This window comes from Neorhizobium sp. T7_12, assembly GCF_002968535.1.
Classification (GTDB): Bacteria; Pseudomonadota; Alphaproteobacteria; order Rhizobiales; family Rhizobiaceae; genus Neorhizobium; species Neorhizobium tomejilense.
This window is the reverse complement of sequence record NZ_PVBK01000006.1, coordinates 223,108-248,689: the sequence shown is the minus strand read 5'-3', so window position 1 is coordinate 248,689 and position 25,582 is coordinate 223,108. Positions and strand designations below refer to the sequence as shown.

General features: G+C 60.4%; 24 protein-coding genes. 7 read left to right on the top strand and 17 right to left on the bottom strand.

The window, feature by feature from the left end; translation table 11 throughout:
* Positions 1 to 9: 9 nt before the first annotated feature.
* The 4 genes from C5J26_RS16350 to C5J26_RS16335 form a co-directional block, all read right to left on the bottom strand.
* Entirely contained in the window at positions 10 to 2,004 is a 1,995-nt protein-coding gene (locus C5J26_RS16350) for a protein-L-isoaspartate(D-aspartate) O-methyltransferase (RefSeq protein WP_105402712.1), read from the bottom strand.
* 60 nt (positions 2,005 to 2,064) lie between these two features.
* The gene (locus tag C5J26_RS16345) at positions 2,065 to 2,262 is read right to left on the bottom strand and encodes a hypothetical protein (RefSeq protein WP_105402711.1); all 198 of its coding nucleotides are present in this window, start codon (positions 2,260 to 2,262) and stop codon (positions 2,065 to 2,067) included.
* A 37-nt stretch (positions 2,263 to 2,299) separates the two neighbouring features.
* On the bottom strand, positions 2,300 to 2,485 hold the full coding sequence (locus tag C5J26_RS16340) for a hypothetical protein (RefSeq protein ID WP_205836934.1): 186 nt from the start codon (positions 2,483 to 2,485) through the stop codon (positions 2,300 to 2,302).
* A 279-nt stretch (positions 2,486 to 2,764) separates the two neighbouring features.
* Entirely contained in the window at positions 2,765 to 3,016 is a 252-nt protein-coding gene (locus C5J26_RS16335) for a glycine zipper family protein (RefSeq protein WP_080955010.1), read from the bottom strand.
* Between the two features lie 258 nt (positions 3,017 to 3,274).
* On the opposite strand from C5J26_RS16335, the gene C5J26_RS16330 reads away from it, so the two are divergent.
* Both C5J26_RS16330 and C5J26_RS16325 read left to right on the top strand, forming a co-directional pair.
* Positions 3,275 to 3,712: a DUF2231 domain-containing protein gene (locus C5J26_RS16330; protein ID WP_105402709.1), complete on the top strand. Its 438-nt coding sequence runs from the start codon at positions 3,275 to 3,277 to the stop codon at positions 3,710 to 3,712.
* Positions 3,712 to 5,283 (top strand): sorbosone dehydrogenase family protein, encoded by a 1,572-nt coding sequence (locus tag C5J26_RS16325; RefSeq protein ID WP_105402708.1) that lies wholly within the window; start codon positions 3,712 to 3,714, stop codon positions 5,281 to 5,283. Before C5J26_RS16330 ends, C5J26_RS16325 begins: the two co-directional genes overlap by 1 nt.
* A gap of 110 nt (positions 5,284 to 5,393) precedes the next feature.
* Here the strand turns inward: C5J26_RS16325 and C5J26_RS16320 are convergent, their stop codons facing one another.
* Positions 5,394 to 6,362: a mannonate dehydratase gene (locus C5J26_RS16320; protein WP_105402707.1), complete on the bottom strand. Its 969-nt coding sequence runs from the start codon at positions 6,360 to 6,362 to the stop codon at positions 5,394 to 5,396.
* Between the two features lie 385 nt (positions 6,363 to 6,747).
* Here C5J26_RS16320 and C5J26_RS16315 point away from each other — a divergent pair, with 385 nt between their 5' ends.
* Genes C5J26_RS16315 through C5J26_RS16295 form a run of 5 tightly spaced genes read left to right on the top strand, consistent with a single transcriptional unit; the run spans position 6,748 to position 11,812 of the window.
* Positions 6,748 to 8,292 (top strand): ABC transporter substrate-binding protein, encoded by a 1,545-nt coding sequence (locus tag C5J26_RS16315; RefSeq protein ID WP_371674241.1) that lies wholly within the window; start codon positions 6,748 to 6,750, stop codon positions 8,290 to 8,292.
* Positions 8,293 to 8,318: 26 nt separating this feature from the next.
* Positions 8,319 to 9,347 (top strand): ABC transporter permease, encoded by a 1,029-nt coding sequence (locus tag C5J26_RS16310; protein WP_105402705.1) that lies wholly within the window; start codon positions 8,319 to 8,321, stop codon positions 9,345 to 9,347.
* Positions 9,344 to 10,246, top strand: a complete 903-nt coding sequence (locus C5J26_RS16305; RefSeq protein ID WP_105402704.1) for an ABC transporter permease — start codon at positions 9,344 to 9,346, stop codon at positions 10,244 to 10,246. The genes C5J26_RS16310 and C5J26_RS16305 overlap by 4 nt, the downstream gene beginning before the upstream one ends.
* Positions 10,233 to 11,078, top strand: a complete 846-nt coding sequence (locus C5J26_RS16300) for an ABC transporter ATP-binding protein (protein ID WP_105402703.1) — start codon at positions 10,233 to 10,235, stop codon at positions 11,076 to 11,078. The genes C5J26_RS16305 and C5J26_RS16300 overlap by 14 nt, the downstream gene beginning before the upstream one ends.
* Positions 11,075 to 11,812, top strand: coding sequence for an ABC transporter ATP-binding protein (locus tag C5J26_RS16295; RefSeq protein WP_105402702.1), 738 nt, complete (start codon positions 11,075 to 11,077; stop codon positions 11,810 to 11,812). Before C5J26_RS16300 ends, C5J26_RS16295 begins: the two co-directional genes overlap by 4 nt.
* Before the next feature lie 138 nt (positions 11,813 to 11,950).
* Here C5J26_RS16295 and C5J26_RS16290 read toward each other — a convergent pair whose 3' ends face one another.
* The 12 genes from C5J26_RS16290 to C5J26_RS16235 form a co-directional block, all read right to left on the bottom strand.
* Positions 11,951 to 12,355 carry a type II toxin-antitoxin system VapC family toxin gene (locus C5J26_RS16290; RefSeq protein ID WP_105402701.1) on the bottom strand — a complete coding sequence of 135 codons (405 nt, stop codon included), beginning with the start codon at positions 12,353 to 12,355 and terminating at the stop codon, positions 11,951 to 11,953.
* Entirely contained in the window at positions 12,352 to 12,585 is a 234-nt protein-coding gene (locus C5J26_RS16285) for an AbrB/MazE/SpoVT family DNA-binding domain-containing protein (RefSeq protein WP_105402798.1), read from the bottom strand. The genes C5J26_RS16290 and C5J26_RS16285 overlap by 4 nt, the downstream gene beginning before the upstream one ends.
* A gap of 272 nt (positions 12,586 to 12,857) precedes the next feature.
* Positions 12,858 to 13,124 carry a hypothetical protein gene (locus tag C5J26_RS16280; RefSeq protein ID WP_105402700.1) on the bottom strand — a complete coding sequence of 89 codons (267 nt, stop codon included), beginning with the start codon at positions 13,122 to 13,124 and terminating at the stop codon, positions 12,858 to 12,860.
* Between the two features lie 93 nt (positions 13,125 to 13,217).
* Complete coding sequence (locus C5J26_RS16275) at positions 13,218 to 13,454, bottom strand: hypothetical protein (RefSeq protein ID WP_105402699.1); 237 nt, start codon at positions 13,452 to 13,454, stop codon at positions 13,218 to 13,220.
* Between the two features lie 872 nt (positions 13,455 to 14,326).
* Positions 14,327 to 15,238: a bifunctional 2-polyprenyl-6-hydroxyphenol methylase/3-demethylubiquinol 3-O-methyltransferase UbiG gene (locus C5J26_RS16270; RefSeq protein ID WP_105402698.1), complete on the bottom strand. Its 912-nt coding sequence runs from the start codon at positions 15,236 to 15,238 to the stop codon at positions 14,327 to 14,329.
* Complete coding sequence (locus C5J26_RS16265) at positions 15,235 to 15,951, bottom strand: ThiF family adenylyltransferase (RefSeq protein ID WP_105402697.1); 717 nt, start codon at positions 15,949 to 15,951, stop codon at positions 15,235 to 15,237. Before C5J26_RS16265 ends, C5J26_RS16270 begins: the two co-directional genes overlap by 4 nt.
* Positions 15,952 to 16,015: 64 nt before the next feature.
* Entirely contained in the window at positions 16,016 to 17,464 is a 1,449-nt protein-coding gene (locus C5J26_RS16260; RefSeq protein ID WP_105402696.1) for an HEXXH motif-containing putative peptide modification protein, read from the bottom strand.
* A 270-nt stretch (positions 17,465 to 17,734) separates the two neighbouring features.
* Positions 17,735 to 19,432, bottom strand: coding sequence for a S8 family serine peptidase (locus C5J26_RS16255; RefSeq protein ID WP_245441185.1), 1,698 nt, complete (start codon positions 19,430 to 19,432; stop codon positions 17,735 to 17,737).
* 33 nt (positions 19,433 to 19,465) lie between these two features.
* Positions 19,466 to 20,491, bottom strand: coding sequence for a phosphatase PAP2 family protein (locus C5J26_RS16250; protein ID WP_105402695.1), 1,026 nt, complete (start codon positions 20,489 to 20,491; stop codon positions 19,466 to 19,468).
* Between the two features lie 39 nt (positions 20,492 to 20,530).
* On the bottom strand, positions 20,531 to 22,483 hold the full coding sequence (locus tag C5J26_RS16245; RefSeq protein WP_205412833.1) for an SARP family transcriptional regulator: 1,953 nt from the start codon (positions 22,481 to 22,483) through the stop codon (positions 20,531 to 20,533).
* Between the two features lie 289 nt (positions 22,484 to 22,772).
* Positions 22,773 to 24,494, bottom strand: a complete 1,722-nt coding sequence (locus C5J26_RS16240) for a M28 family peptidase (protein WP_105402694.1) — start codon at positions 24,492 to 24,494, stop codon at positions 22,773 to 22,775.
* A gap of 178 nt (positions 24,495 to 24,672) precedes the next feature.
* Positions 24,673 to 25,473 carry an IclR family transcriptional regulator gene (locus C5J26_RS16235; RefSeq protein ID WP_172745873.1) on the bottom strand — a complete coding sequence of 267 codons (801 nt, stop codon included), beginning with the start codon at positions 25,471 to 25,473 and terminating at the stop codon, positions 24,673 to 24,675.
* Positions 25,474 to 25,582: the final 109 nt, after the last annotated feature.

The window sequence follows — 25,582 nt, the reverse complement described above, 5'->3', positions numbered from 1 at the left end:
CACCGTAGCCTATTCGCCAAAGGGATAGGTTTCCGGCATGCCGCGATGGTGCTCCGGTCCGAGCGGCGTCACCGCCTGGGACTCGTTGAACCAGACATAGGCATCGAATTGCTCGGGAAGGATTGCCTGGCTGTAGTGGCTCCACAGCTCCGTGTCGGGCCGGTAGATAACGCCGATGAAGCGCTCAAGCCGAGGCTCCGAGAGGCGGCGTCTCAGCGGCTCGTGCTTGGCAGGCGAAAGATCAAGCAGGAACCGGGATTTACCCGCCTCATGGCACAGCCGCTCATAGCTGTCCGGGCGGGAAGGATTGACCCGCATGACCTGCATGTCTCCGTCCCAGTCGTGCGCGGCGGCCACCGTGCCGGCATGGGTGCCGAAACCGACAAGTGCTGCCTCGCTTGCAAAAGCTTCCCGGCAGAGCTGTCCGATATTGAGCTCGTTACGGATTGCGCCCATATCGGTGGATCGGGCATCGCCGATGTGACTGTTATGGGCCCAGACGATCGCCTTGGCATCTGGCCCCTTGGCATCAAGAAGATGCCGCAGCGTTTCAAACATATGGGTATCACGCAGGTTCCAGCTTTCCGCCCCGCCGTAATACATGATCCGGTAGTAGCGCTCGGCGGACGCGATCAGCCGGGCGTTCTGGGCGGCATCGAGGAAGGCGTCGCCGTCGTTATTTGCATAGTCGAGCCGCTTGCGCAGCAGCGCTTGGCATTGCTCGATCACCGCCTGCTCGCATTCGGCATAACCGCGGCTGAGCGCCGCCCGGCCATAGGTCGCGGGGTTCTGCTGCCAGGGCGTCAGGCAGCCGTAGCGCTCGCGCGCCACAGCCGCCGCCTGCGGATCGACCCGATCCAGATAGTCAAGCACGGCTCCGATCGAGGCGGACATGTTGTAGATGTCGAGCCCGTAGAAGCCCGCCCGATCCTCCATGGCGTCGAGACCTGCATTGTGCTTTCGCATCCATTCGGTCAGTGCCCGAACGTCCGTGTTGCGCCACATCCAGGTCGGGAAGCGTTGGAACGGAGGCTCTTCGCGTTCGGACGCGGACCGGTGTCGGACGTATCGATCAACTTTCGCCGCATCCGGCCAATCTGCCTCGACCGCAACAATCGTGTATCCCCGATGGACGATCAGGTGACGCGTGATCGCGGCACGGGCTCGATAGAATTCGGCGGTCCCGTGGCTCGCTTCCCCCAGCAGAACCACGCGTCGATCGCCAAAGCGGTCGAACAGGCGGCCGAATGCTGGATCGTCGAAATCCGGGAGGTCTTCGGCCGCCTCGGCAATCATTGCCGGCAGGCTCTGCTTGCGAGAAATGCCCGGCTTGTGATTACTCGCGGAGCGCCGGCCATCTTCGGCCCAGCCCTGCTCCCCGATCAGCGGCACGAACATCACCGCCCCGAGATTCGATTGCTCATAGCTGGTCGCCGTGCGCCGGATAACCTTGCAGAGCGTCTGGCTAGACTCCCCACCCACGGGGATCACGAGCCGCCCGCCGATTGCGAGCTGATCCTTCAGCGCTTCCGGCACCGCCGGAGCGCCCGCGGCCACCACAATTGCGTCGAACGGCGCTTGCTCGGGAAGTCCTCGCGTGCCGTCGCCAGCAAGAACCTCGACATTGTCATAGTCGAGATCAGCCAGGCGCTGCTTTGCCGATGCGGCCAGGGCCTCGTGGCGCTCGATCGCATAGACGTGCTCCGCGATCTGGCCCATCACCGCGGCCGCGTAGCCGGAACCGGCTCCGACCTCGAGCACACGATCGCCCGCCCGCAGCTCTGCCGCCTCGATCATCGCCGCGACGATGTAGGGCTGCGAAATAGTCTGCCCCTCCTCTATGCGCAGAGGCGCATCCTCGTAGGCGAATTCAGCCATACCTTCGGCGACGAAGCGCTCTCGCGGCACGGCACGCATCGCATTGAGGACATGCTCATCCCTTATTCCACGCCGCCTTATGTGAACCTCGGCCATGTGATCGCGCATGCGCTGGTAGTCGACCATCCAGGCCTCCTTCCCTTCTGCTCACCTCTCGATCGTTCCCGCCAGGCGACGGTGCCGCATTCAGTAGGGGCGCGACGATCGAGGCGCGCCCTGGGCGTCGCTCGAAGATCGTCTCTCGTCCTGCAGAATCTTCTCCGTCGCCCGGACAGCCTTTTCCATTGCCGCCTCCCGTTCCTTGCGGCTCCGCTCCGTGTCCGCGCACCTTGCGTCATCCGTCCCCGGCTCAGGCGGCACATGCCGCTCCTGCTTCTCTTCCATAGCTGATCTCCTCAGGCGGCACTGCCGAGCGGTTCGGTTACTGGACAATCCCGCGCCGCTTCCATTCACGATACGGTGCCAGAACCTGTCCCGGATAGCGCCGCTCGATCTCGCTCTCGACCAAGGCAATTCCGGCAAGGATGTCGTCGCGGCCCTCGTCCCGCGCTGCCTCGCTCGCCAGCTCCAGCTGACGCATGGCGATGAAAACCTCCTCATCGGTCATGGTCTCCATCCTGGCTACCAGATCTCCGATCGGCTCGTTTTCAATATTCTCAATGGAGGCCATGGCTTACCCCATAGTCTGCAAGTCCGCCGTCAACGGCTAAAGCGAATGGCTATCGCCGGCATGGCTAGGATGTGGAATCGTTGAAAGTGTTGGCGGTCTCAGTAACGACTGAGGCCGCGTCCGTTGGTCATGGACGTGAACCCGAATCCGCGCGAGTTGTATTATTCGCGAGCATCGTCGAGGCATCAAGCCCTGCCGACGAAGGCCGGAAAGAACTCAGCATCGATCGACGTAACGGTTCCCATCGCGGTCGCGGTAATAGCAGCGGCCGGGCTGTCCCGCGACATTCCCGATCAAGGCGCCGGACACGCCACCCACGGCCGCACCAACCGCGGCACCGCGAACGTTACCCGTTGCTACGCCGCCGACGACGGCACCCGTGGCAGCGCCGATTCCCGCCCCACGTTCAGTCGACGTGCAAGCTGTGAGGCACAACCCTACACATCCGATGACGAAAAACTTTTTCATTTGAACCTCCGTTCAAGTTTTCTCACTGATAGATTGGCTTGTTGGGCATGGCGACGCGACGAGTGTCGGCTTTGGCTGGAACGTCGCGCTAAGGTCTCCGAACCAAGTCTGATGCCGAAAGTTCCAAGGCAATTGAGGGACAGCTCTGCCGGCGAAGAATGCCGCTGGCTTCAAGGCTTTGCGACACCGGAACGGAACCATCCCCTGCCTCCGCGGGTTAAATGGCATATTTTGCGCTCTTACCTCTGGGAGCATGCCATGGCTGTACTTTCCTCCAATGATCGAGACGCGGCCGCCTATCCGATCCAGTCGCTTTTCGTCCCATTCCCCTTCGTCTGCTTCATACTTGCGCTCGCAACCGATATCGCCTTCTGGCAGAGCAACAACCTGATGTGGCAGAACTTCTCCGCATGGCTGTTGTGCGCCGGCCTGGTGTTCGGCGTAATTGCAATCCTGGCTGGGCTCATCGACCTCGCGCGGCCCCGCACCCGTCCACTGCGGCCGGCTTTCCCGTCGGCGCTTCTCTACCTGATCATCCTCGCCCTTGCCGTCCTCAACAGCCTCGTCCATGCCGGCGACGGATGGACCGCCGTGGTCCCTTATGGCCTGGCGCTCTCTGCCGTTACATTCGCGCTTTGCCTTGTGGCTGCCGCCGTTTCCGCCCGCAAATATGCCAGATTGGCCTGGAGGATATGATGATGAGATCCCTCATTCTCGGCACTTCGGTTCTGTCGCTTTCCCTAGGGCTCGCCGCGTCGGCGCAGGAAGCCACATTCGATCTGTCCCAGCAGATCGGCCCGAACCCGGTTCTGCCTGACCCCTCTCCTTCCCTGATACCTGATCTGAAGGTCGCGGAAGTGGTCGGCTGGAAGGACGGCGAGACGCCTGCCATTCCCGATGGCCTGAAGGTCACGGCCTATGCCCAGGACCTTGCCAATCCCCGCACCGTCCATACCCTGCCAAATGGCGACGTGCTCGTCGTCCAGTCCCGCGGCCCCGCCGGCGAGCCGACCTCGCGGCCGAAGGATTTCATCCGCGACTGGATCATGTCGATCGCCCACGGCGGCGGCGGTGAACAGAAAGAAAGCAATATCATCACCCTGCTGCGTGACACCAATCGCGACGGCACGGTCGATGAACGCCATGACCTCCTGAAGAAGCTCGATTCTCCCTTCGGCCTCGCCTGGATAGACAACACGCTTTATGTCGCCACGACGAGCGCCATCCTTGCCTACCCCTACGAACTCGGCCAGAACGGGATCACCGCGCAACCGAAAACGCTGACGCCGCTGCCCGGCGGCCCGATCAATCACCATTGGACAAAAGATCTGGCCCTCAGCCCGGACGGCCGGACGCTTTACGTCTCCGTCGGATCGAATTCCAACATCGTGGAGAACGGGCTCGAAGCAGAAAAGGGCCGTGCGGCGATCTGGCAGGTCGACCGGCGGACCGGCGCCGCGCGCGTTTTCGCCTCGGGTTTGCGCAACCCGAACGGCCTCGCCTTCAATCCCGAAACCGGTGCGCTCTGGACCGTCGTCAACGAGCGCGACGAGCTCGGCCCGAACCTCGTTCCCGACTACATGACCTCGGTGGAGGACGGCGCCTTCTACGGCTGGCCGTGGAGCTACTACGGCAACCACGTCGACGCTCGCGTTCATCCGCCACGTCCCGACATGGTCGAAAAAGCAGTCCAGCCGGATTACGCCCTGTCCAGTCATGTCGCTGCGCTCGGACTGACGTTCTCGATGAATTCCGCGCTGCCAACTGCATACGCCAACGGCGCCTTCATCGGCGAGCACGGCAGCTGGAACCGGGACAGCTTCAATGGCTACAAAGTCATCTTCGTACCGTTCCAGAATGGCAAGCCATCTGGCAAGGCGCAGGATGTCGTCACAGGCTTTATCCAGGGTGATCAGGCGAAAGGACGGCCGGTCGGCGTCGGGATCGATGGGACCGGAGCGCTGCTCGTCGCCGATGACGCCGGCAATACCGTCTGGCGCGTTGCGTCATCCGACGGTCGGGTCACGCCGCAACCGATTGGCACGGACCAGGTATCTGTCAATCAGCAACTGTCATCGCCGGCGAAGACCGACAGACTTCCTGACGGAGTATCCGGTATCGGAACGGAAATCACCGCGTCGACCACGCAATCGGCGCGGCCTCCCACGTCTGCCGACGAGCGACTGACCGGTCAGAAGCCGCTTTCCGGCCAACCGGATAAGCTCGTGCCCGCCCAGATGCAGATCGCTCCCGCGACGGGCCCTTGACGAACTAGGCGGCGAGATGAAGGACGGAACCTGCTGCAACGCTTCGGATCGAAGCCGCCGGCCTGGCGGCTTCGATCAACCACGTGGCGTATGAGTGATCGCCAAAGCCACTATTTCATGGCTTCGAGCAAGGCTGCTATATAGCCGTAGCAAAACGCAAAGGCTACGCCTGTGGGATCGCGGCCGCTTATCCGGGGAACGTGATCGGGCATGATCATGTAACGATAGTCGACCTCTTTATAGACTTTGAGAGAGCGCACCATGTCCATGTCGCCCTCGTCCGGAAAAGTTTCCATGAAGGAGAGTTTTCCGCCCGCGATATTGCGGAAATGGACGTTGAAAATCTTGCCGCGTGTCCCGAACCAGCGGATGATATCGTCGATCTCTTGCCCGGGGTTCTCCAGCATCTCGCCGATCGAGCCCTGGCAAAAATTGAGGCCGTGGTAGGGGCTCTCGCGCATGAGCACGAACTTCTTCAGACCCTCGACGGTGCCGAGCACGCGGGTAACGCCCTTGTAGCCGGGCGGGGTGTAAGGGTCATGCGGATGGCAGGCAAGCCGCACCTTGTTGCTCTCTGCGATGGGCACTACACGTTCCAGAAAATAGTCGATCCGCTCCCAGTTTTCGTCCTCGGACAGCACGCCCGCCAGGCCTGGCTCGGCCTGCTGGTCGGCCTTGTCCCATCGAAAGGCTTCGTTCAGTGACCCGCCCCGCCCAAGTTCCATCTCCGTACGTGGGATGCCGATCAGGTTGAGATTGTATTTCACCGACGGGATTCCGGCCTTGGCGGTTTCCTCGATCAGCCTGCATACCGCATCGATCTGCCGGTCGCGATCCGGACCCTTGAGGAGGATGTCCGGATAGGATGCCTTCTCGATGGGCTGCGACGGAAGCGGAAGCTGGATCATGTCGAGGATGAGCCCGAAGCTTTCAATCTTGTCGCGATGACGTTCGAGATCTTCCAGTTTCCAGCTCGACGGCGCGCCGGGCGGATCTGCGCAGATGTGTTTCAATCCCAATTGGGCGAAAACGCGGTAGTCGTCATCATCTCTCGCGCCAACTTGTGTGCCAACATACATTTTCACATCCTCCCTAAGCGTATCATATATCATACGACCTAATATGATTTTTTACCGGCTGTCGAGAATCTTCGTGCGGCAAGCGTGGAGATCGGCTGGCGGAACTATACCTAAACAGCTAGCTGCGATCGCCCGATTTTTCTTGAGATTCCCGCAGAAAATCGGTTGATAATACGCATTATCAGAAAGGTTTATCGTTAACTCACCACGCTCTGTAAAATGTAGGCTTGCGGAAAGCTCGTGCGGCAAGCTTGCCATCCCCAGAAAAGTTGGCTAAGTCATCATACAACATTTGAACAACCGGCTATGTCTTTGGTTCACTCTGGGAGGAGTTACAATGAAATACCTTTGCACCCGATTGCTTGTTGGCGCGGCTTTTGCCGTCATGTCTTTCGGCACGCCAGCGGCTTTTGCCGAGACGCCGGCCAATCAGCTCGTCATTGCGACTTCGCTTGCCCAGGTTCTCTCGCTGGATCCGCATCAGGCGACGGAAGCCAAGGCCAATGAGATCATGGCGAACCTCTACGATCGCCTGGTTTCGACCGACGGTTCCGGAAAGATTTCCCCGCAACTTGCCGAAAAATGGGAGATCGATGACAAGGGGATCACGTTCCATCTGCGCAAGGCGGAATTCGCATCGGGCAACCCGGTCACCTCCGCGGACGTGGTATACTCGATCACCCGCCTCCTGAAGCTCGACCAGGCCGCGGCCGCCAATCTCAAGCGTGTCGGCTACAATGGCGGCAACGTTGAAAAGCTGGTGACGGCGCCGGACGAGAAGACTGTGCGTGTAGACCTTTCCGGCGAGGTCACGTCGGAGCTCCTGCTCTATCGCCTGGCGATGGTCATCGCGAGCGTTGTCGACAGCAAGGAACTGAAGAGCCATGTCGTCAACGACGACTGGGGCAATGCGTGGTTGCGCACCAATTCGGCAGGCTCGGGTCCTTTCACGCTGAACAAGTGGACGCCGAACGAGATCGTCATCCTCGACGCGAACAAGAATTACGTCGCCGGTCAGCCGAAGATGCGCCGCGTCGTCGTTCGCCATGTGCCGGAAAGCCAGGTCGAGCGGCTGATGCTTGAGCGTGGCGATATCGACATCGCCAGCGCACTGACCGCGACCGACCTTGCGACATTCAACGGCAAGCAGGGTTATCAAATCCAGCGCGTCCCGACAGGGGGGTTCTATGTCCTGTCGATGAACGCCGGCAAGGAACCGCTTTCCAATCCGAAGGTCCGCGAAGCGATTGCCTATGGCATTGACTACAAGGGCATGGAAAAGGCGATCATGGGGCCATACGGCCGGGCGCGCACCGTTCCCGTTCCGGAAAACTTCGAATATGCCATTCCGAGCCCGGACTGGAAGCTGGACGTGGCAAAGGCAAAGGCCTTGCTGGCGGAAGCCGGCTACAAGGACGGCTTCACGCTGAACCTCAAGACCATTGCCCAGACGCCGCGCATCGATCTTGCAACCGCGATCCAGGCGTCGCTCGGCCAGATCGGCGTGAAGATCAATATCATGCAGGGCAATGGTGCAGATATCATCGCCGCGCACCGAGCCCGAGATTTCGATCTCCTGATCCCGCAGACAGGGGCCTATATGCCGAATGTCCTGGGCGCGATGGAGCAATTCTCGAGCAATCCGGACAATTCGCTGAAGGCCAACAATGCCGGCAACTTCGTATGGCGGTCCGGCTGGGATATCCCTGAGCTGACGGCCATCACCGCCAAGGCTGCGCTGGAGCCGGACGCGAAGAAGCGCGGAGCGCTTTACGTTCAGATGCAGGAAATGTTCGTTGCCCAGAAACCTGCCGTTCTGCCGCTCTTCGAACGCTATGAACCGATCGTCCTGACCAGCCGTGTGCAGGGCTATGTCGGGCATCCGAGCCAGACGACACGTCTGGAAGGCGTCACGAAGGCCGATAAGTAACTTAACGTCAGGTCAGGCAGCCGATCATGAAGGAACTTTCGTTAGGCGAGCTGGGACGACGACTTCTCCATCTGATCGTCAGCCTGTTCATCCTGTTGTGCGTCACCTTCGTGATCGGCCGCGTCATGCCGACCGATCCGGTCGGGGCCATTGTCGGCGAACTCGCCGATCCGAAAGCCTACGAGGCCATGCGCGTCAGGCTTGGGCTCGACTTGCCGCTCTACCAGCAATTCTTCGTCTATGTCTGGGGACTGCTGCACGGCGATATGGGCACGGCCATCCTGACCGGCAACGCAGTCACCAAGGACCTGTCCCAGGCTTTCCCGGCAACGCTGGAACTTGCAACGCTCGCGGTGTTGATTTCCACCCTAATCGGCGTTCCTCTCGGCCTGGCGGCCGGTCTTTTCAGGGATAGCGCGATCGACAAGTTCGCCCGCGTCTTCGCGCTGGTCGGACATTCGATCCCGGTCTTCTGGTTCGGTATCGTCGGGTTGGTCATCTTCTATGCCGGCCTCAATCTGGTCGGCGGGCCGGGCCGCGTCGATGTCTTCTACGAAGGCCTGATCGAGCCGACCACCGGGCTGATGCTCGTCGACAGTCTGCTCGAAGGCGAGACCGATATATTCTGGAACGCCCTGTCGCACATCATCCTGCCGGCGTGCATCCTGGCCTATATGGCCATGGCCTATATCACGCGCATGACCCGCGCGTTCACGCTGGAACAGCTCAATCAGGACTATGTCATCGCCGCGCGCGCCAAGGGCGTCGGTCCGGTCCGCACCGTCATCAGCCATGTCCTGCCCAATATCGCCGTTCAGCTGATCACGGTGCTTGCGATCTCCTACGGCAACCTGCTGGAAGGCGCCGTGGTGACGGAGATCGTGTTTTCATGGCCGGGCATCGGTCAGTACATGACCAATGCCCTCATGATCGGTGACATGAACGCAATCCTCGCGGCGACCATCATTGTTGGTTTCATCTTCATGTTCCTGAATTTCGTTGCAGACATTGCCTACGCGCTTCTTGATCCGCGTACCCGGGAGGCCGCACGATGAGCAATATCGCCCAGGACGACGCCATCATCCGACCGCCGGCAATCGGTACCAGGATATGGAACTCGACCTCCCGCATTCTGCACAAGCTCGCCGACGAACCGCTTGGCATGATGGGTTTCATCATTCTCGCCATCCTGGTTGTGGTCGCGATCTTTGCGCCGCTGATCGCGCCTTACGATCCCGCGGCCCAGACTTTGAGCGACGCGCTTCAGGCTCCGAGCCTCGCGCATCTCGCCGGCACGGACGAATTCGGGCGCGATATCTTCAGCCGTCTCGTTCACGGCACGCGCATCACGATCCAGACCGTCCTGTCGGTCTCGGTGATCGTCGGGCCGATCGGCCTGGTGATCGGGGTCGTCGCAGGCTTTTTCGGCGGACGCACCGATGCCATCCTGATGCGTGCCACCGATATAGTCCTGTCGTTTCCGTCCTTGATCCTGGCGCTCGCCTTCGCCGCTGCTCTCGGGGCGGGTTTGGGAACCGCGATCGTCGCCATTTCGCTGACGGCCTGGCCACCGATCGCCCGGCTCGCACGCGCGGAAGCGCTCGTCGTGCGCAATGCGGATTACGTGGCGGCCGCCCGGCTCTATGGCGCCTCACCCTTGCGCATCCTGTTTCTCTATATCGCTCCGATGTGCATTCCCTCCGTAATCGTGCGGCTGACGCTCAACATGGCAGGCATCATCCTGACGGCGGCTTCCCTCGGCTTCCTCGGCCTCGGTGCGCAGCCGCCGCTGCCGGAATGGGGCGCGATGATTTCCAGCGGACGAAAATTCATGCTCGATTATTGGTGGGTCGCGGTGATGCCCGGCCTCGCCATTCTGTTGACCAGCCTTGCCTTCAACATCGCCGGAGACACGCTTCGCGATCTATTGGACCCGCGCCATGCCAGATCTTGATGAAACGCCTGTCCTGTCCGTTCGCGACCTGAACGTCCGTTTCGGCCGAAACTCCATTCCGGCGGTCTCCAATGTCAGCTTTGACGTGGGACGGGAGCGCATCGGCATCGTCGGCGAATCCGGTTCGGGCAAGTCGACCACCGGCCGCGCCATCATGCGGCTCCTGCCGCAACGCGCCGGCGTGACCGCCGAGCGGATGGATTTCCTCGGCAGCCCGTTGCTGGAAAAGACCGAACGGCAGATGGGAGGCCTGCGCGGCAAAGACATCGCCTTGATCATGCAGGATCCACGTTATTCGCTGAACCCTGTTCTGACCATCGGAAAGCAGGTTGCCGAGGCTGCAAAGCTGCATCTTGGCGTCAGGGGCAAGGATGCCGTTGCGCGCGCCCGCGACATGCTGGCGAAAGTGCGCATCAACGATCCCGATCGCGTCCTGTCTCTTTACCCGCACCAGATATCCGGCGGCATGGGCCAGCGCGTGATGATTGCGATGATGCTTCTGGCGCGTCCCAAGCTCGTGATCGCCGATGAACCGACGTCTGCGCTCGACGTCAGCGTACGCAAGGACGTTCTGATGCTGCTTGATGAGCTGGTGCGGGAGAACAACTCCGGCCTGATCCTCATCAGCCACGACATTCGCATGGTCGCCGCTTTTTGCGAACGCATTCTGGTCATGTATTCCGGCCGCGTCGTCGAAACGCTGAGCAGGCTCGAAGATGCGGCGCATCCCTATACCCGAGGTCTGATAGCCGCGATGCCGGATCCCAAACATCCCGTCAGGCGTCTGAAAGTCCTCGATCGCAAGTCCATCGAAGTGGAGACCAGCCCATGATCAAGGTCGAAAACCTCGATGTCGTCTATGGCTCCAAGGATAAAAGCAATCACGTCGTACGCGGTGTCAGCTTCGCCGTAAGCCGCGGCGAAACGCTCGGCATCGTCGGTGAATCCGGTTGCGGCAAGTCGACGGTGCTGCGCTCGCTTGCCGGCCTCGAGGGCGCATGGACAGGATCGATATCGTTTAACGGCAAGCCGGTCGGCAAGGTGCGGACACGCGACGAGTTGAAGCTTGCCCAGATGGTGTTTCAGGACCCCTACGGCTCGCTGCATCCGCGCCACCGCATCGGCACCGCACTCGCCGAGCCGATCAGGTCGATGGGCGCTGGCGACGGTTGGACAAGGGTCGCCGAGGCGCTGCAACAGGTCGGCCTGCCGGCGCATTTCGCCAGCCGTTTCCCGCATGAACTTTCGGGCGGCCAGCGTCAGCGCGTGGCGATTGCACGCGCGCTGATCCTGTCGCCGCCGATCCTGCTTCTCGACGAGCCGACTTCGGCGCTCGATGTCTCGATCCAGGCGGAGGTACTCAATCTGCTGGCAGACCAGCGGGAGGAGCGCAATCTGACGTTCATCCTCGTCAGTCACGATCTGTCCGTCATCTCCCACATGTGTGATCGGGTCCTCGTCATGCAAAATGGCGTATTTGTCGACGAACTCACTAGGCAGGATCTGCAGGCAGGCGTGACCCACGCGAGCTATTCCCGCGAACTTTTTGACGCAAGCTTTTTGTAGCCCATCCACTCCCAACCGGCGACCTCTCGGACAGGAAGGTCGCTCGCTTCGCGACTGGCACCGGCGCGACAAGTTCAGGGTGCCAGACCTGCGATCCTACGACCAAAGTGGGGAAATCTTTCCCTACCTCATATGACATCAGGAATCCGGCGTGATCAGCTCAATTGTCGGGAAGTAGGTCCGATAACGGCCGATGTCCCGGGTCAGCAAGGGCAGTTTCCACACAGCTGCCTGCGAACCGATGAAAAAGTCCGGTAACACGCCAGTGCGCGAACCGCCGGCCCCGCGGTATTGCCTGAATACCTTTCCGGCGAGAAACAAGGCCGCGCGCGGCAACGAAGTAAGCTCTAAGCCGGCTTCTTCGATGAAGGCATCAAGTTCTTCGATGCGTTTATAACGAACGGCGAGTTCCGCGTAGATTACCTCGTTGATCAACAACGGCCCCGCGAGGCTGGCAGCTTCCAGCTGCGCTACCGACCAGTCCGCCCAGATCGGATCATTGGTTACAAGATCGAGCAGCACATTTGTGTCAACGAGCGTCACGCTTCGCCACGTGTCATCGCCATGATGGCGTCGGTATCAAGCCCTTTTCCGGCATGACCACGAAGTCTTTGAAAACGGCTCGCCGGCTGCGTCTTGTCAGCCCTTGTCAGCACAACGCTCCCATCGGCAGCTCGATGGAAATCGACCTTGCTGCCGGGAACGATTCCGAGCAGGTCCCGAACCGCCTTCGGAATCGTGACTTGCCCTTTTGCCGTGACTGTTGTCGTCATTTTCCGTGACCTAGTAATACCGCACGCCTCAAAGGTATTACCATCGTGCACGAAAATCAACATCATCTGGCTTTTCGGCGACTGGAGCTGGAGCCTGCGACGGATGGACTTCATCGAACCAGATCACCGGGGCAAAGAGATAGACGAAGGCTTCGAAGTGAACAGTTCTGCGGCCGTATCGGGTGGCGAAGCGGTGCGGGAAAACCATGCGAGCCACCAGCGACAGAAAAAGCGCCGGGAAATCCCGGCGCTCTATACTCGAACCTTCGGTATTACCGGGCGCGCATTTGGCCGTCGTAATAGTCACCGCTGTCGATCACCGGAGACGAAGGAATATCGAGACGCCGATCGCGCTTCAGCGGCGGATAGCCATAACGGGTGACCGAGGGGATGCCCAGTGAATCCGCCGTGACCCCCAGATGGTCGCGGTCGCGAGAGGCGCCCTCATAATATTCGCCGTCCTGGGCAAAGGCACTGCCGCCTGCAAAGGTCGATACCATCAGGGTGGCGAGGATGGTGGAGATGACAGAGTTTTTCATAGTCGTTGTTCCTTGTTTAGCCTGATCGGCTTCTGGTGCGACCCAGCCGATCGATGTCTTGAATGAACTGTTTGGACGCTTTGCTTCCGGGATCTACTGCCGTTCGTCGCCGGTAAGCCGGTTGTCGCGACGGGTCGGGGTCCGGACCTGCGCCACGTCACGCGTGGCATCGGCCTTTGCCTCGGTTTTGGCGGCATCCGCCGGGGCGGCGAACGAAGCCTCGTTTCCCGAAGTCAACCGGTGGCCGTCATAGGCCAGGACGTGTCCGGCAAACGAAGCCATGCACGCCGCGGCGACGAGGAAGGCAATCTTCTCTATAGGCACAGTCATTTTTCACTCCATTGTTTGGCGAAACCCGCTTTTGCGGACGTCGTGTTTGATTTTAAGTCTGGCGAGACAGCCGTCGCTGTCATCGATTTCCGAATGACTGGAGGATCTCCTCTCGGCCCGTTGAACGGTGTTGCCGAAGCTCCCGTGAGCTCATCCTTCGGAGACGAAAGCAGGCATGAGGATCTGCCCACCGGCTTGAAGCGTTTGTGAACGTTCCCCTGCCGATCGGTTGAGTGCTGCCGGGGACGGCCAATGCCAGCCAGCCGGACCGTGTTCTCCACCGTCTTTCGTAATGAGACTTTCTCTCGAACCCGTCATCGCCCCGCCAGCGCGGCGTTAAACTTCCGTAAAAAATTACCATGGTGAGAAAACAATGGAGAGGGATCGTCAACTATAATTCCGCACAACACGTAACCAAGCAAGATATTCTGATAGAATATCGCAACAATATCGAACATTACGAAACAGCTTTTGTCATTGTATGACACCATGCTTGGCGCATACATGACATAAACTCAGGACCTTTTTCAATTATACGCGAAGACAACATCATGATCTCTCGTGATGCCTAAAGGCCTCCCGATACCATCTCGTGCAAAATGTGAGGGGGTTTGATAGTGTGATTGCGTCAGGCGGCGCCGGAGAGCCGGATGTCATGGGAAATGAGCCGCTACGACTGAAATGGAATGTGCGCCGGACCTTCGATCGGAGGCTCTCCCGACGTGACTAACGGCGCAACCGTGGCCAAAACCGAAAATTTTATCGCAGTATTGCCGTCGTAAAAGCTTGGCTTTCACGACGGAGGTTGTCTGAGGGCGCCTGCTGTTTTCAGGAAAACGTGGGAGACAATTTGGGTTATGTCGATCCCGGTTTTATGAATATGCGCTTCGCAGGCCAACCGCTCTTGCGGCCTCCCTCCAAAAGCTGCATCCGACCACGGTCTGGCGACGAACGGAAGCATGGCGATTGGACGTGATCGCTTCGAACGCCATCGGGACTTCTGCGCGTTTGCGGTGCGTCACGCCTTCGGCGACGATCTGTTCGCCGGCGCGCGCGACCAGCAGATAAGGGTGTCGGTGATGCGCCAGCTTGCTGATCAGCCGGCGGCGTTTCGCCATTGCCTCCGCCAGTTCCTGCATCTTTGGAACGGTGTGCAGGATATCGCGCGCCAGCCGGGCTGCAGCGCTGTCTTCAAAATGGAACCGAGGCAGCCGCTTGATTTTCCCGACGCTCAATCCCGCGTCTTCGTGAACGGACACGATGTCGTCCAGTCCGTCAGGAATCCACCCCAGGCCGAACGTTTCTTTCTCCTCCTGGCGAAGAGAAGGAGGCGCATCGGCGTCGTAGACATAGTGGCAATCCATCAGGAGACCGCCGGGCCTCAGACATCTCGCCACCATCCGGTAGAGATCCAGCGGCCGCTCGAAAAAGGCAGCACTTCCTCCGCAGATGATGACATCTGCCTCCGATATGATGTCCGGGAGCGCGGCAATGTCGACGCAGGAAAATATCGCCGCCGACTCCTCCCGCCGTGCGACCTCTCGCGCGACCTCGATTATCGCCGGATTTTCGTCCACACCGATTACTTCGGCTTGCGGAAAAGCCCGTGCAACCCTGCGGCTGATCCAGCCGGTGTTGCAGCCGAAGTCGACGATTTTCCGCGAGCCGCTGGGAAAGGCGGCAAGGATCGCCTCCATCATTGCTTCCCCGCCAGGCGGTACGTTCTTCTGTTTCAAAGCTGCGACGATCGAGAAATAGTAGTCCTGGGAAGAGAGGGGCTTCATGGATGACACACCTTGCAATCGAGGTTCTTGGAAACAGGATGGAGCGAGGCGTGGCCCGTGGCCGGATTGAAGAGCCAGCGATGGCCGCGCAATGAACTGCGGTGGGTCAGGCGTTCGATGGTGATCTGCGAAACCGCAAAACAAGCGATCAGGGCGTTATCGGCCGGCGACGGCGGCGCTGCAACCCCCGTGTCGACCGATGCCGGCGATGTCGAGCAGCAGAAAGGGCAGGCATCACCCGGCTGCGCCACCAGTGGCCCGGCGACACAAAACGGTCCGACCTGGCCGACATGCAGGTAAGGCGGAGGCTCCGGCGCCGTCGCGTGATATTCCGCCAGGAATTGGCCGGCCAGGCAAACGTCGTCCTCTGCAAGTAGCAGGAAAGGTTTACGTGTCCGGGCCAGAGTGAGCCGGGCAGCTTCCGCCCCATCGGCGAACTGGGTCATGATTGCGACCGCGGCGGAAAAGCGGGAGGCGAGATAGGTTGCCAACCGGTCGCTCTTTGATCGACCGGTATCCTCCGCCGCCGCCCCGCTCATCTGTCTTTGGCTGCTCTCTTCGATGCGGTCGCCGTCCACCAGGAAGAATTTGCGAGCCCCGAGCGCTGCAAGCTGGGAGGCGATCTGGGAGCCGAGGCCTCCGCATCCGACAATTATGAAATCCGTGTCGTGAATGACATCGAAGAGATCGGCATGATATTCGAAGGCTCTCATGATCGTTTACCTTGCTTGAACCGGTCGGGAACTGCTGAGAATTCACAGGAACCGCGCCCACCCATCACGCATGCTCCATCACCGTCGAAACTGACGTTCCCGCCAGCGCGACATCTTGGATGGACAACTCGTCGGGAGGCTGCCTGGCGGCTTTGCGGATCACATGGAGCCGGCCATCGTACCAGAGGCTCAGACCATCGCCGCTGCTCTGCAGCATCGGGCGGCCCATTCGCGGGTCGATGGGCTGCTCCCCCCGCAAAAGCACCTGCCCGAGATCCCAGGCCTGACGATCCACGACACACAGGCGCTGGGCATAATAGGCCTTGCGCCGAGCCGGCGGCTCGCACTCCAGAAGCCGGTCGATGAGCGCCAGGATTGCGGCGCCCCAGGATGGAATGACGGCGATGTCCCGGAGGTCGAGAAGAACATCGCCGCCCAGACGCTCGACCCCCTCGCGGGCGATATCGATGAGCGGTATCAGGCGGGCAGCATACGCAATGACAAAAGCTGCTTCCCGCGCTCGGTGCTCAGGCGGTGCTCTGAAAGGCAAGCATGCGATGCGGACGGCGCACTCCCAGGGAATGGCGTAGGCCGTATGCAGGATGCTTTCGAGCGTCTGTAAACTGTGTGTGTATGGCGATACGTATCGGAGCTCAGCGGGCAGCGATAACGGCGCGGCCGCCATATACAGCCGCAGCAGGACATGCCCCGCTTCGCGCAGAAGCTCGGCGGCAGTCGCCGGATAGTCTTCAGCGTCCAACTTTTCCTGCGACAGGACTACGACGGCACTCCCCGGCAGGTCGCCGGAGCTGGAGAACGAGCTTATCGCACCGCGCCGGATGCCGATATAAAGTGTGTGAAGCCCCGCAGTCAGCCGTTGATAGCCACCGGGATCGACGCTCGAAATCAATTCGATTGCCTTGGTGAGATGATCGTCGATCCTGTCCAGGTCATGGTCGCTCATCTGGGCCTGCTCGAAGCCGGGATCGGCCGGCCGGCAATGAGCGATGCGCTTGCGCATGGTGCGGCTCGCGTCCAGACTGTCGATCGGGACGAGACCGATACCACAGGCAAGCCGGCGGGCTGGACGGCGCTCGAGAGCAAGGTCTTCAGCCACGAGATCAGGCTGCAGGCTGTGGTCCACAACCTCAGAACTGGCGCCGTCGACGTAGCTTTCCAGCCCGCGCTGAAGCTCGTCCATCCAAGCCGCCAATGCGGGAGACCGGTAAGGGTCGCTTCGCACGGGCAGGAAGGCTGTGGTGGGCAGGAACGCGTCGGCATCATGATATCCGCCATCGGCAAGACCTGGGAAATAACGGGCCAATGCCTCGACCCTTTCTCCGCAACCCGGCAGTTCGGAAGCGGCGGCAAGAATTCGGGCATAACGGGGTCGCTGTTTCAGCATGTTGCCCGTTGCAGCCGCATTGACGAAACCGGGCTTTGAAAAGAGCGGATTGCGCTGGAGCAAGGCTCTGGCCTGATCCGCCAACGGCTCGATCTGATAAGCAGACATCTTAAGCTCTCCTCGCCCCGGACGCTTCGAACCTCATCATGAGGCGCGCCACTTCAGGGAAGATTAGTTGCCGCCAGAACCGGCCGTACCGACGGCCCTCCGGCTTGAAACCACGATCTCGTCTAGTCTTCCGTTGAGAGGAGCTTCTTGTGGACCCGTCATCGGCACGCCAGCACCGCGTTAAACTTCCGTGAAAAGGAAGCTAAACCGACAAAAAAGCCCCCTTTTTTAGGGGGCTTCGATCCTGGTGACCTTTGCCGAGAATCGGCCTTACGGAGACAATACGGCAGCGATGGCTGCCGGGACATCGGGCAGGCCGAACCCGAAGAAATAGCTCATATCGAGAGCATCTTCGCCATCCGCATTCATGCAGTCGGCGGTCAATGCGCGTATTCCCGGCGCGACCATCGCATCCAGCCGGGCCGTGGACTGGAGGATTGACTTGACCAAAGGGCCGGAGAGCCGTGCATCGCCACCGTTCTTGGTCTTATGGGCCCGCTGGATCAAGGCGCATATGCCCCCCACCTGTGCGGAGGCTCCCGACGTGCCCCCGAACGTGGTGTAGTAGCCTCCACCAATGCCGGGATTGGCTGCGGACGGCACCATGGACGACCATGGATCCGCGCCCCGGTCGTAACCGAATGCGCCGGGAAGGTCGGTCGTCAGCAGCGAGAAGTGAGAATACCTGTATTCCCGCAGCCCGAATGCCTCATGGTCATGTTGGGCGGCGAAAGGGGACAGGCGGTCGACGCGCAACTGATGACGATTGAAGACTTCGCCGTCATCGGATGGCGAGACGACCGTAAGTCCCTCTCCGTAATTGCTGTATCCCGAGCGGTAACCCTCGACCGTGACCGCGCCGACGGCGATTATCCCGTTGTCATCGGCAGCCAGGTTGGCCGGATAGATCAACTGACTTTCGCCGCTGTTTCCCGCAGCGCAAACGATTGGAATGTGATGGCTGATGGCGACGATGAGCTGCTTGAGGATATGCCACGCTCTATCAGGGTTCGATCCCTTTTGCGGGGCTTTGGGCTCCAGCTCGGCGCCCCCCTGCTCGGCCAGCGAAATACGGGCGAACAGATCGGCAGCAATTTGATTTTTCCAGCGTTCGAGATCGGCCTTCAGTTCGTTCTTCGGAATAACCCGACTGCGCTTCGGGTCCGGCAGGCCGCGTGGCAGGACGATGACATCGACGCGCTGATGATAGGCGTAGAGAAATGCGGCGATGAACTGCAGGACATCGTCCTCGAAAGACGTCCTGATCGAGATCACCCGGGAGAAGGGATCGACGCCGAAATAGGGAAGAACGTTGCGATTGGCGCTCGGGCATGGCGTGCCGCCAGCACCGGAGAATACGTCCTCCGGGAGAGCCGAGGGACCTCCGTCCTGCGTCGCCACGGCCGGTTCGCCGGCGATCAGGCCGGCACAGCAGGTGCCGTGGGAAGCAAAAAGCGACTCCGGGTGGAACAGCCGTCGCACGACGCCCTGAGAGGCTGCATATTCCGCGACAATGTCGTCGAGATATTCGCGATCATCGTCGGATAGACCGAGATTTCCCAACGGCGCGATATCAAGCCCGGCGAAGAAGGCCTGCTTTTCCTCACGGTCGAAGGATGTGGTCGCATCGAGGATTTCGGCGACGCGCGAACCGTAGCGATGGCTCGTAAGGTCGATCGAGGCTTCACGGTCAAGCCGGGTCGCCAAATTCGGATGATCGGGCGCTATCCCGACATCGATCAGCGCCACGCGGGCGGGATGGACAAGACCGGCAGCCGCAATCGTATCCCAGACACTTCCCCCGATCTCCGGGTCGGGGACGGGACGCGCCGCAGTCTCGTTCTCGGACGGCGGTACGATCGGCGGCGAACCGTAGTCGGCATCGATGACGCCCAACGCCGTCAGATGCCAGAGATAGTAGTAATTCATCGGCGCGGCCTGCGGCGCTTCCATGTCGGCGGACGTCATGATCTTCGTTCTCCCCAAAGAATAAAATCGGCCTCAAACCCATTCGTCGTGGACCGCCTGGAAAAGCGGCCCGAACGCATCATGGAGGTATGGAGCGAAACGCCGCGCCAGGTCCCGGCCGGCTTGCGTGTCGCTCGGATAATGCAATCCGGCCCATTCGCGATTTTCAGCGACGTTCTGCGCGATGCGGGCGAGTTCGTCCGTTGCCGGATGTTCGGGCAGGATCGTCGAGAAAGCGAATACAATCGAAAAACACTGGAAGGCATGGTTGCTGGGATAGGATTCGTGCACCGGCACGGGCAGAAGCGGTCGCAACAGGGATTCGAACTGGTTCGGCCGGAGCCTGTTGAACTGGCTCTTGTAGAGAAGCCCGACATATTCGCAGGCGGTCAAGATCGCCTGAAACAAGCCCTCGGTCTGTTCGTACCCGCCGATGTCCTCGATGTACAAGGCGCGGGTAAATTCCGACACGGAAATGGTCGCTTCGGCCTGGATGTCGGGCAATCGCCGCGCCCGCTCACGATCGCGCCGCTGCATGGACAGCAACACCGCCGCTTCCAGCCGGGTGTAATCCGGACCGGGTGGTGGCGGGATGTCGAGCATTTCCCATGTAAAGCGCCGCGCGGCCGTGAACGCGTTGCGCGACGGCTGCTGGTGCAATCGGCGCAATTCGAACGCCGGGATGAGTTGCGACACGCCGAGGCTCGCGCCATCCATCGTCGACTTGTTTTTGTTCTTATTCTTATTCTTGTTCTTATTCTTGTTCTTGTTCAGCGTGGCCTTGTTGAGAACCGACTTGTTGGCGACGCCCTTGTTGAGAACCGAGGCAGCTGCCGCCATCGTCGACATCATCAACGGAGGCTCGTCTATGGATAGGTCTTCCTCGGGCAAATGAGCAGGCGCAGGCGGAACGGGGGGCGACGGCTCCACCGCCACCGGAATGGCCTCGACAGGCCTCGGTTCGCAAGGGAGAACCGTATCCGGTTCAACTCTAAATTTATAAGAATTCAGAAAATCTACAATCTTTGATTGTTCTTCCAAATTTGCTTCCCCTACCATACCCCAACCTCCCCAAATGAGATCATCGTGAATGTTGCCTTAGCGAATTCTGGCGCCAGCCTTGATCAGGCCGTCGAGCAACAGCTTTCCACCGCCGGTGTTGAGCAATGGATAGCCCGTGCCGCGAAACGAGGTTATGGAGAACCCGTTTTCAACCTTATCAAGCCGTTCCACATACTGATGTGCAGCCTCCAAATTGCCCGTGTGAGCGTGGCTGGAAGCGAGATAGCGCAACAGGCTATTGAAGTTCGGGCGGGAATGCAGGGCATCCTCGCCTGCCGCTATTGCCGCCACGTGGTCTCCCGCCAACCCGGCGCTGATGCATTTCGTCGTATCGAAATAGTATTTATGAGGGCTGTAGACGCCGAGTTCCTGCACCCACCGCGCCATTGCACTGGCTTTCTCCGGCTGCCCCGCATAGCAGTGCAGCATGGCATAGAGGTCCCAACCGAGCGGCAAGGCCGGGTTCAGACGGATCGACTTCTCGAACAGACCGGCTGCGTAGTCGTATTCCCGGAATAGGAAAGAATGCACATGCCCGACCAGCGCCAGCGAGACGGAGTTGTTGGGATCGAGTTCGAGAGCCTTTCGCGCATAGGCCTGGGCCTCTTCGATCACATGCGCGTCCAGCGCGCTAAAGCGCTGGCCGACCTGGAATGTACGGATGAAGGACAGCCAGGCGAAGGCAGATGCTCGCGGCTGATATTGAATCTGCTCCTGCAGCCGCTTTTCCGCTTTTTCGAGATCGCCTCTCGAAAGCCGGAAGATCGCGTTGACCGCATCGATGAAGAGACCATCGCGGGTCAGGCGGCCGTCGCCGGCGCTCAACTCATGAAACAGCGACAACTGGTCGACCGCCTGGCTGATCAGAGCCGCGGCGACGCCGTATTCGGACCGCTCCATCTGGGTGCGACCGATCATACGGCTGCCAAGCCATATGATCCGGTTGTCGAGCAGATGCTTGATCGCCAGCTCCACCAGCACCTGACTGCCATCGAACGTCAGCCGCAGTTGAAGGCACAGCGGAAGGCCCATCTTTCGATCCGGTTGCCCAAGATGCGGGTCGAAGGAGAGATCGGTGATGCCGAGCCCCAATCCGTCGAAGATCGCCTTGGCGAGCAGGTTCTGAAACTGCAATGCCGCGATCTGCCCCCCATCTCCGGCGCCGAGGACGATCGGCGGCTGGAGAGCGATGGTCCACTGAATATTGTCCGGCGACGGCGGCTTGTCCGGATCATTGCCCGCAGCTGCCGAGGGGATATTGGTCGGGCGCTGGTCAGGCAGGCCTGTCAAAGGCAAGAGTGCTGACAGCGTGCTGACGTCGCGGCGAGGTTGCTGCCGAGGTTCGAACACATCATCGACGCGCCCTTCTTCGATGCGTCGGTACCAGTTCTGTCTCTCGACCGTCAGCCAGTCCTCGAATTCAGGATCGCGGATATCCATGCCTTCGAGCAGTTCGTCGGTGATCTGATCGACCAGGCGCTCGCTGCGCAGCATCTCCTCGGTGTCGAGCGTGATGCGGTCCATGTCCAGCCACACGGTGTTCTTGTCAGCGATGATCAGATCTCGAGACGAACCCAGGGCTTTATGAATATCGAGCAGGGCCTGCCTCAGGCTGGCAGCCGCCTGATCCTCGGACCGGTCGCTCCACAATTTGTCTCTCAGCCAAACCCGCGAGCGCGATCCCCGCGCAGACAGAGCAAGCATTGCAAGAATTGCCTGAGCCTTCTGGGACCTGGGTGTGGCCGATTTCCCTTTGCTGTCGACGAGACTGAACGGGCCAAGCAGGTACATCCGGAACACTGCATGTTTTGCATCCATGCGATCCATTGGCCCAACTCGTCTTGTGCCCCTCTCGATCATCTCATCGAACCTGGGCTGCCCGTCCAGCAGACAGTCTGACACAAAAGCGGCCCTTGACAAGAGCGCTACAGGCGCACCTGCGATTCGGCAGCGCATGTCAGCGTTGTGACCATCGACGAACTGAAGCATAAAAAGCATCCTTGGAAACCGCAAATCTGCCCTAGCGCGCCGCTGTCAAAGCAGCGTCAAAACAGCGTTAAAGTCGAGACGTCGAGCTTTGCGAATGCCGGCGACAGACACGAATCCATGAATTCAACTCAGACAAATGCAACTCTATATTGCCACCAGGCTGGCAAGAGCAGCCGGCAGATGCAGTCGTGAGGAGAGAATGACAGATGCTAGGTCGTCGAGGTGAAGCCGTGAGCAAAAAAAGCCCGCGCCAGTCTCCCGGCGCGGGCTTTTGTCCAGGTGTTGACGATCAGGCAGCGCGAACCAGCTGTTCTGCTTGGCGCAGCGCCGAGATCACCCGGTTCTGGCCACGCACGAGTTGGGTCTTGGCGAAACCGAGCTTCTCAGGGCCGAGCTTGTCGAGATCGGCTGCCGTCGAGATGGCCGGCAGTTCCGGGATCGGCAGGGCCGGGTCGTGGCGGAAACGCTGCTCGCGGGTGTAGTTGAGCGGCACCAGGATGCGGGCGAGCCTCTGGATCACGTGATTGGCACTCTTCGCTTCGATCTTGCCGCTGTCGATCCCGGCGTAGAATGCGGCGAGTGCTTCGGCCAGGGACTCGACCGCCTTGCGGCTCGGCGAAAGGTCGAAGCGGTCGCCGGCCTTCTTCTGGTAGGTGTCGACCGTGTGGATCAACTCTCGTGCCGTCGCACGCCAGTCGAAGGGCAGGATCTTTGCATTGGCATTGCGCAGCACGGCCAGCAGATAGACCTTGATGTCGCGCAGCATGATGTCCTTGTCGGCGATCTCCAGCGTATCGTTTTCGGTGTGCCAGGCGATATTGGCGCCGCAGCCGCCGACCGTGTAGTAGCCCTTTTCCTCGCGGTCGCGTTCCGTCATGGTCGAGGACAGCATCAGGTAGCTCGACAGACCTATATTGTTGAAGGAATAGTCGCCGGCGCGATGCGGGCGTTCGGCCTCGGCTTTCTTGCCGGCCACTTCCTCGATGACGTCGGAGAGGAAGGCTTCCGTCTCGGTCATCATGCAGAGATTGATGAATTCGGTCGCCCAGCGGCAGCCGGGGCTGTCGCAATTGACCGAGGCGACGCAGTTTTCGTCGAGATCGAGCGCGAAATTGTCCGAGAACCAGGTGGAGCCGGCATAACGGCCGGTCGAATGGCCGGGCCACCAGCAGATGCGGATCGAGCGCCTCAGCTTGTCGCGGTTGGCCCACAGCACGCGGGCGATTTCGAGCAGCGTCGCGTCACCGGTGGCATTGTCGCCGACACCGACATCCCAGCTGTCGAGATGGCCGTGCAGGAAGACGTATCTGTCCGGCTCCTCGGTGCCCTTGATGAACACTTCAGGCAGCTTCGACTTGAACCAGCCCTCTTCCATGTCGGCGAAGATGGTGACCTCGGCGCCGGTCCTGGCGAGCTCGATCAGCGCATCGCCGCTCTCACGGTTGACGGCGACGGCCGGGATCGACGGCTTGCGCGGCAGGTCGTCGAGATCGGGCGTGCCCCAGACGGTGGTGCAGGTGCCCCAGTGGATGTCGACGCCGGGATTGATGGCGATGACGCCGACCGCGCCGAGTTCCGTGAACTGCGAAACGAGACCCGGATTGGCAAAACCTTCCGAGAGAACCACCTTGCCGCGGACCCGGGCGGCGAGTTCGCCGGTGCCGTCGACGGTCTTCTCGAACATGGTCGAGATCGCCTTCGGCTGCAGGCTGGCGATGTAAACGATCTCGCCCCTCACTCCGCTCGATGCGTCCAGCGAATAGGACGGCGGCTTGGCGCGAAAGGTCTTATCCCCTGCTTCGACGCGGGCGAGGCCGGGTAAACTGAGGAAGAGGTCGGCCTCATGCATCTTGACTTCGACGCCGTGCTTGGCGAGCCGCGCGGCAACCTCGTCCATGGCGCGGTTCACATCGGTCGGATGCTCACGCTTGTAGGTCACAAAGCTCTCTACCAGAGCCCAGGGTTCATCCAGCTTCACCGCTCCCAGAACGGCAGATTCGATCTCGTTCATATCCGGCACTCCCCAACTTGTTTTATCTAGTGAAACGATGTTTCACAAAACTTGAAAACGCTAACAGAGGTTGGGGGACCCCGCAAGCGGCTTCGAAGGGCTAGAAATCGCACTGACGAAAACGGGCGCCGAAGCGCCCGCGAATTTCCGGATGATTGGAGACAGGTTCTATCGGGCCTCAAGCCCTTGATTTCACGAGGCCGTTTTCGCCCGGGCCATGGATCGAAAGACGATCGGATATTTCCGCAGCGGCGTCGAGGGCGGCCTTCAAATGGCTTTCGCGCCGCTCCTCGTCGAAACGGGCCACAGCGCCGGCGACCGAGATCGAGGCGATGATGGTGCCGTCGGCGCCGGTGATCGGGGCGGCGACGGAGAAGGCGCCCTCGTCGAGATCGTTGAGCACGATATTGTAGCCGTTGGCGCGGATGCGTTCGAGTGCCTGGCGTAGTTTAGCCCGGTCGGTGATCGTGTAGGGCGTGAAGGCTTCAAGCGGCTGGGAAAGGGCCGCATCAATGACCGACGGATCTGCGTAAGCCAGCAGAAGCAGCGACCCGCCGCCCGCATGCAATGGGCCGTTGCGTCCCGCCTGGGCAAAAAGCCGGATCGAATGGCGGCCGGCGCGGGTTGCCAGAACGTAGGTCTTCAGGCCTTCGCGCACAACAAGGTTGACGTTCTCGGATGTCTGGTCGCGGAGCGCATCCATGACCGGCCGGGCAGCGTAAAGCAGGGCGCCGTCCTTGCCAAGGCGCTCGCCGAGTACGCCGATGCGGTAGCCGAGCGAGAATTCGGCACGCTCCGGATCGCGCGATACGAAGCCGCGCTCCTCCAGGGTGTAGAGCAGGCGGAAGACCAGCGATTTGGTCATCCCCAGAGATTTGGCAAGCGACGTGACGCCCTGGTCCGGACGATCGGCAAGGGCTTCGAGAAGGGCCAGCGCCCGGTCCACGGCCGCGATCTTGTAGTCTTTTGGTTCGGTCATCGGATGGTCTCCTCCGGCATCTGATTTGGATTGCTTGAAGCTTCTTGCAATCTTCTTGGAATGTGTTTTACTCGCTCTCAATGCGAAACGATGTTTCACACAATAAAAC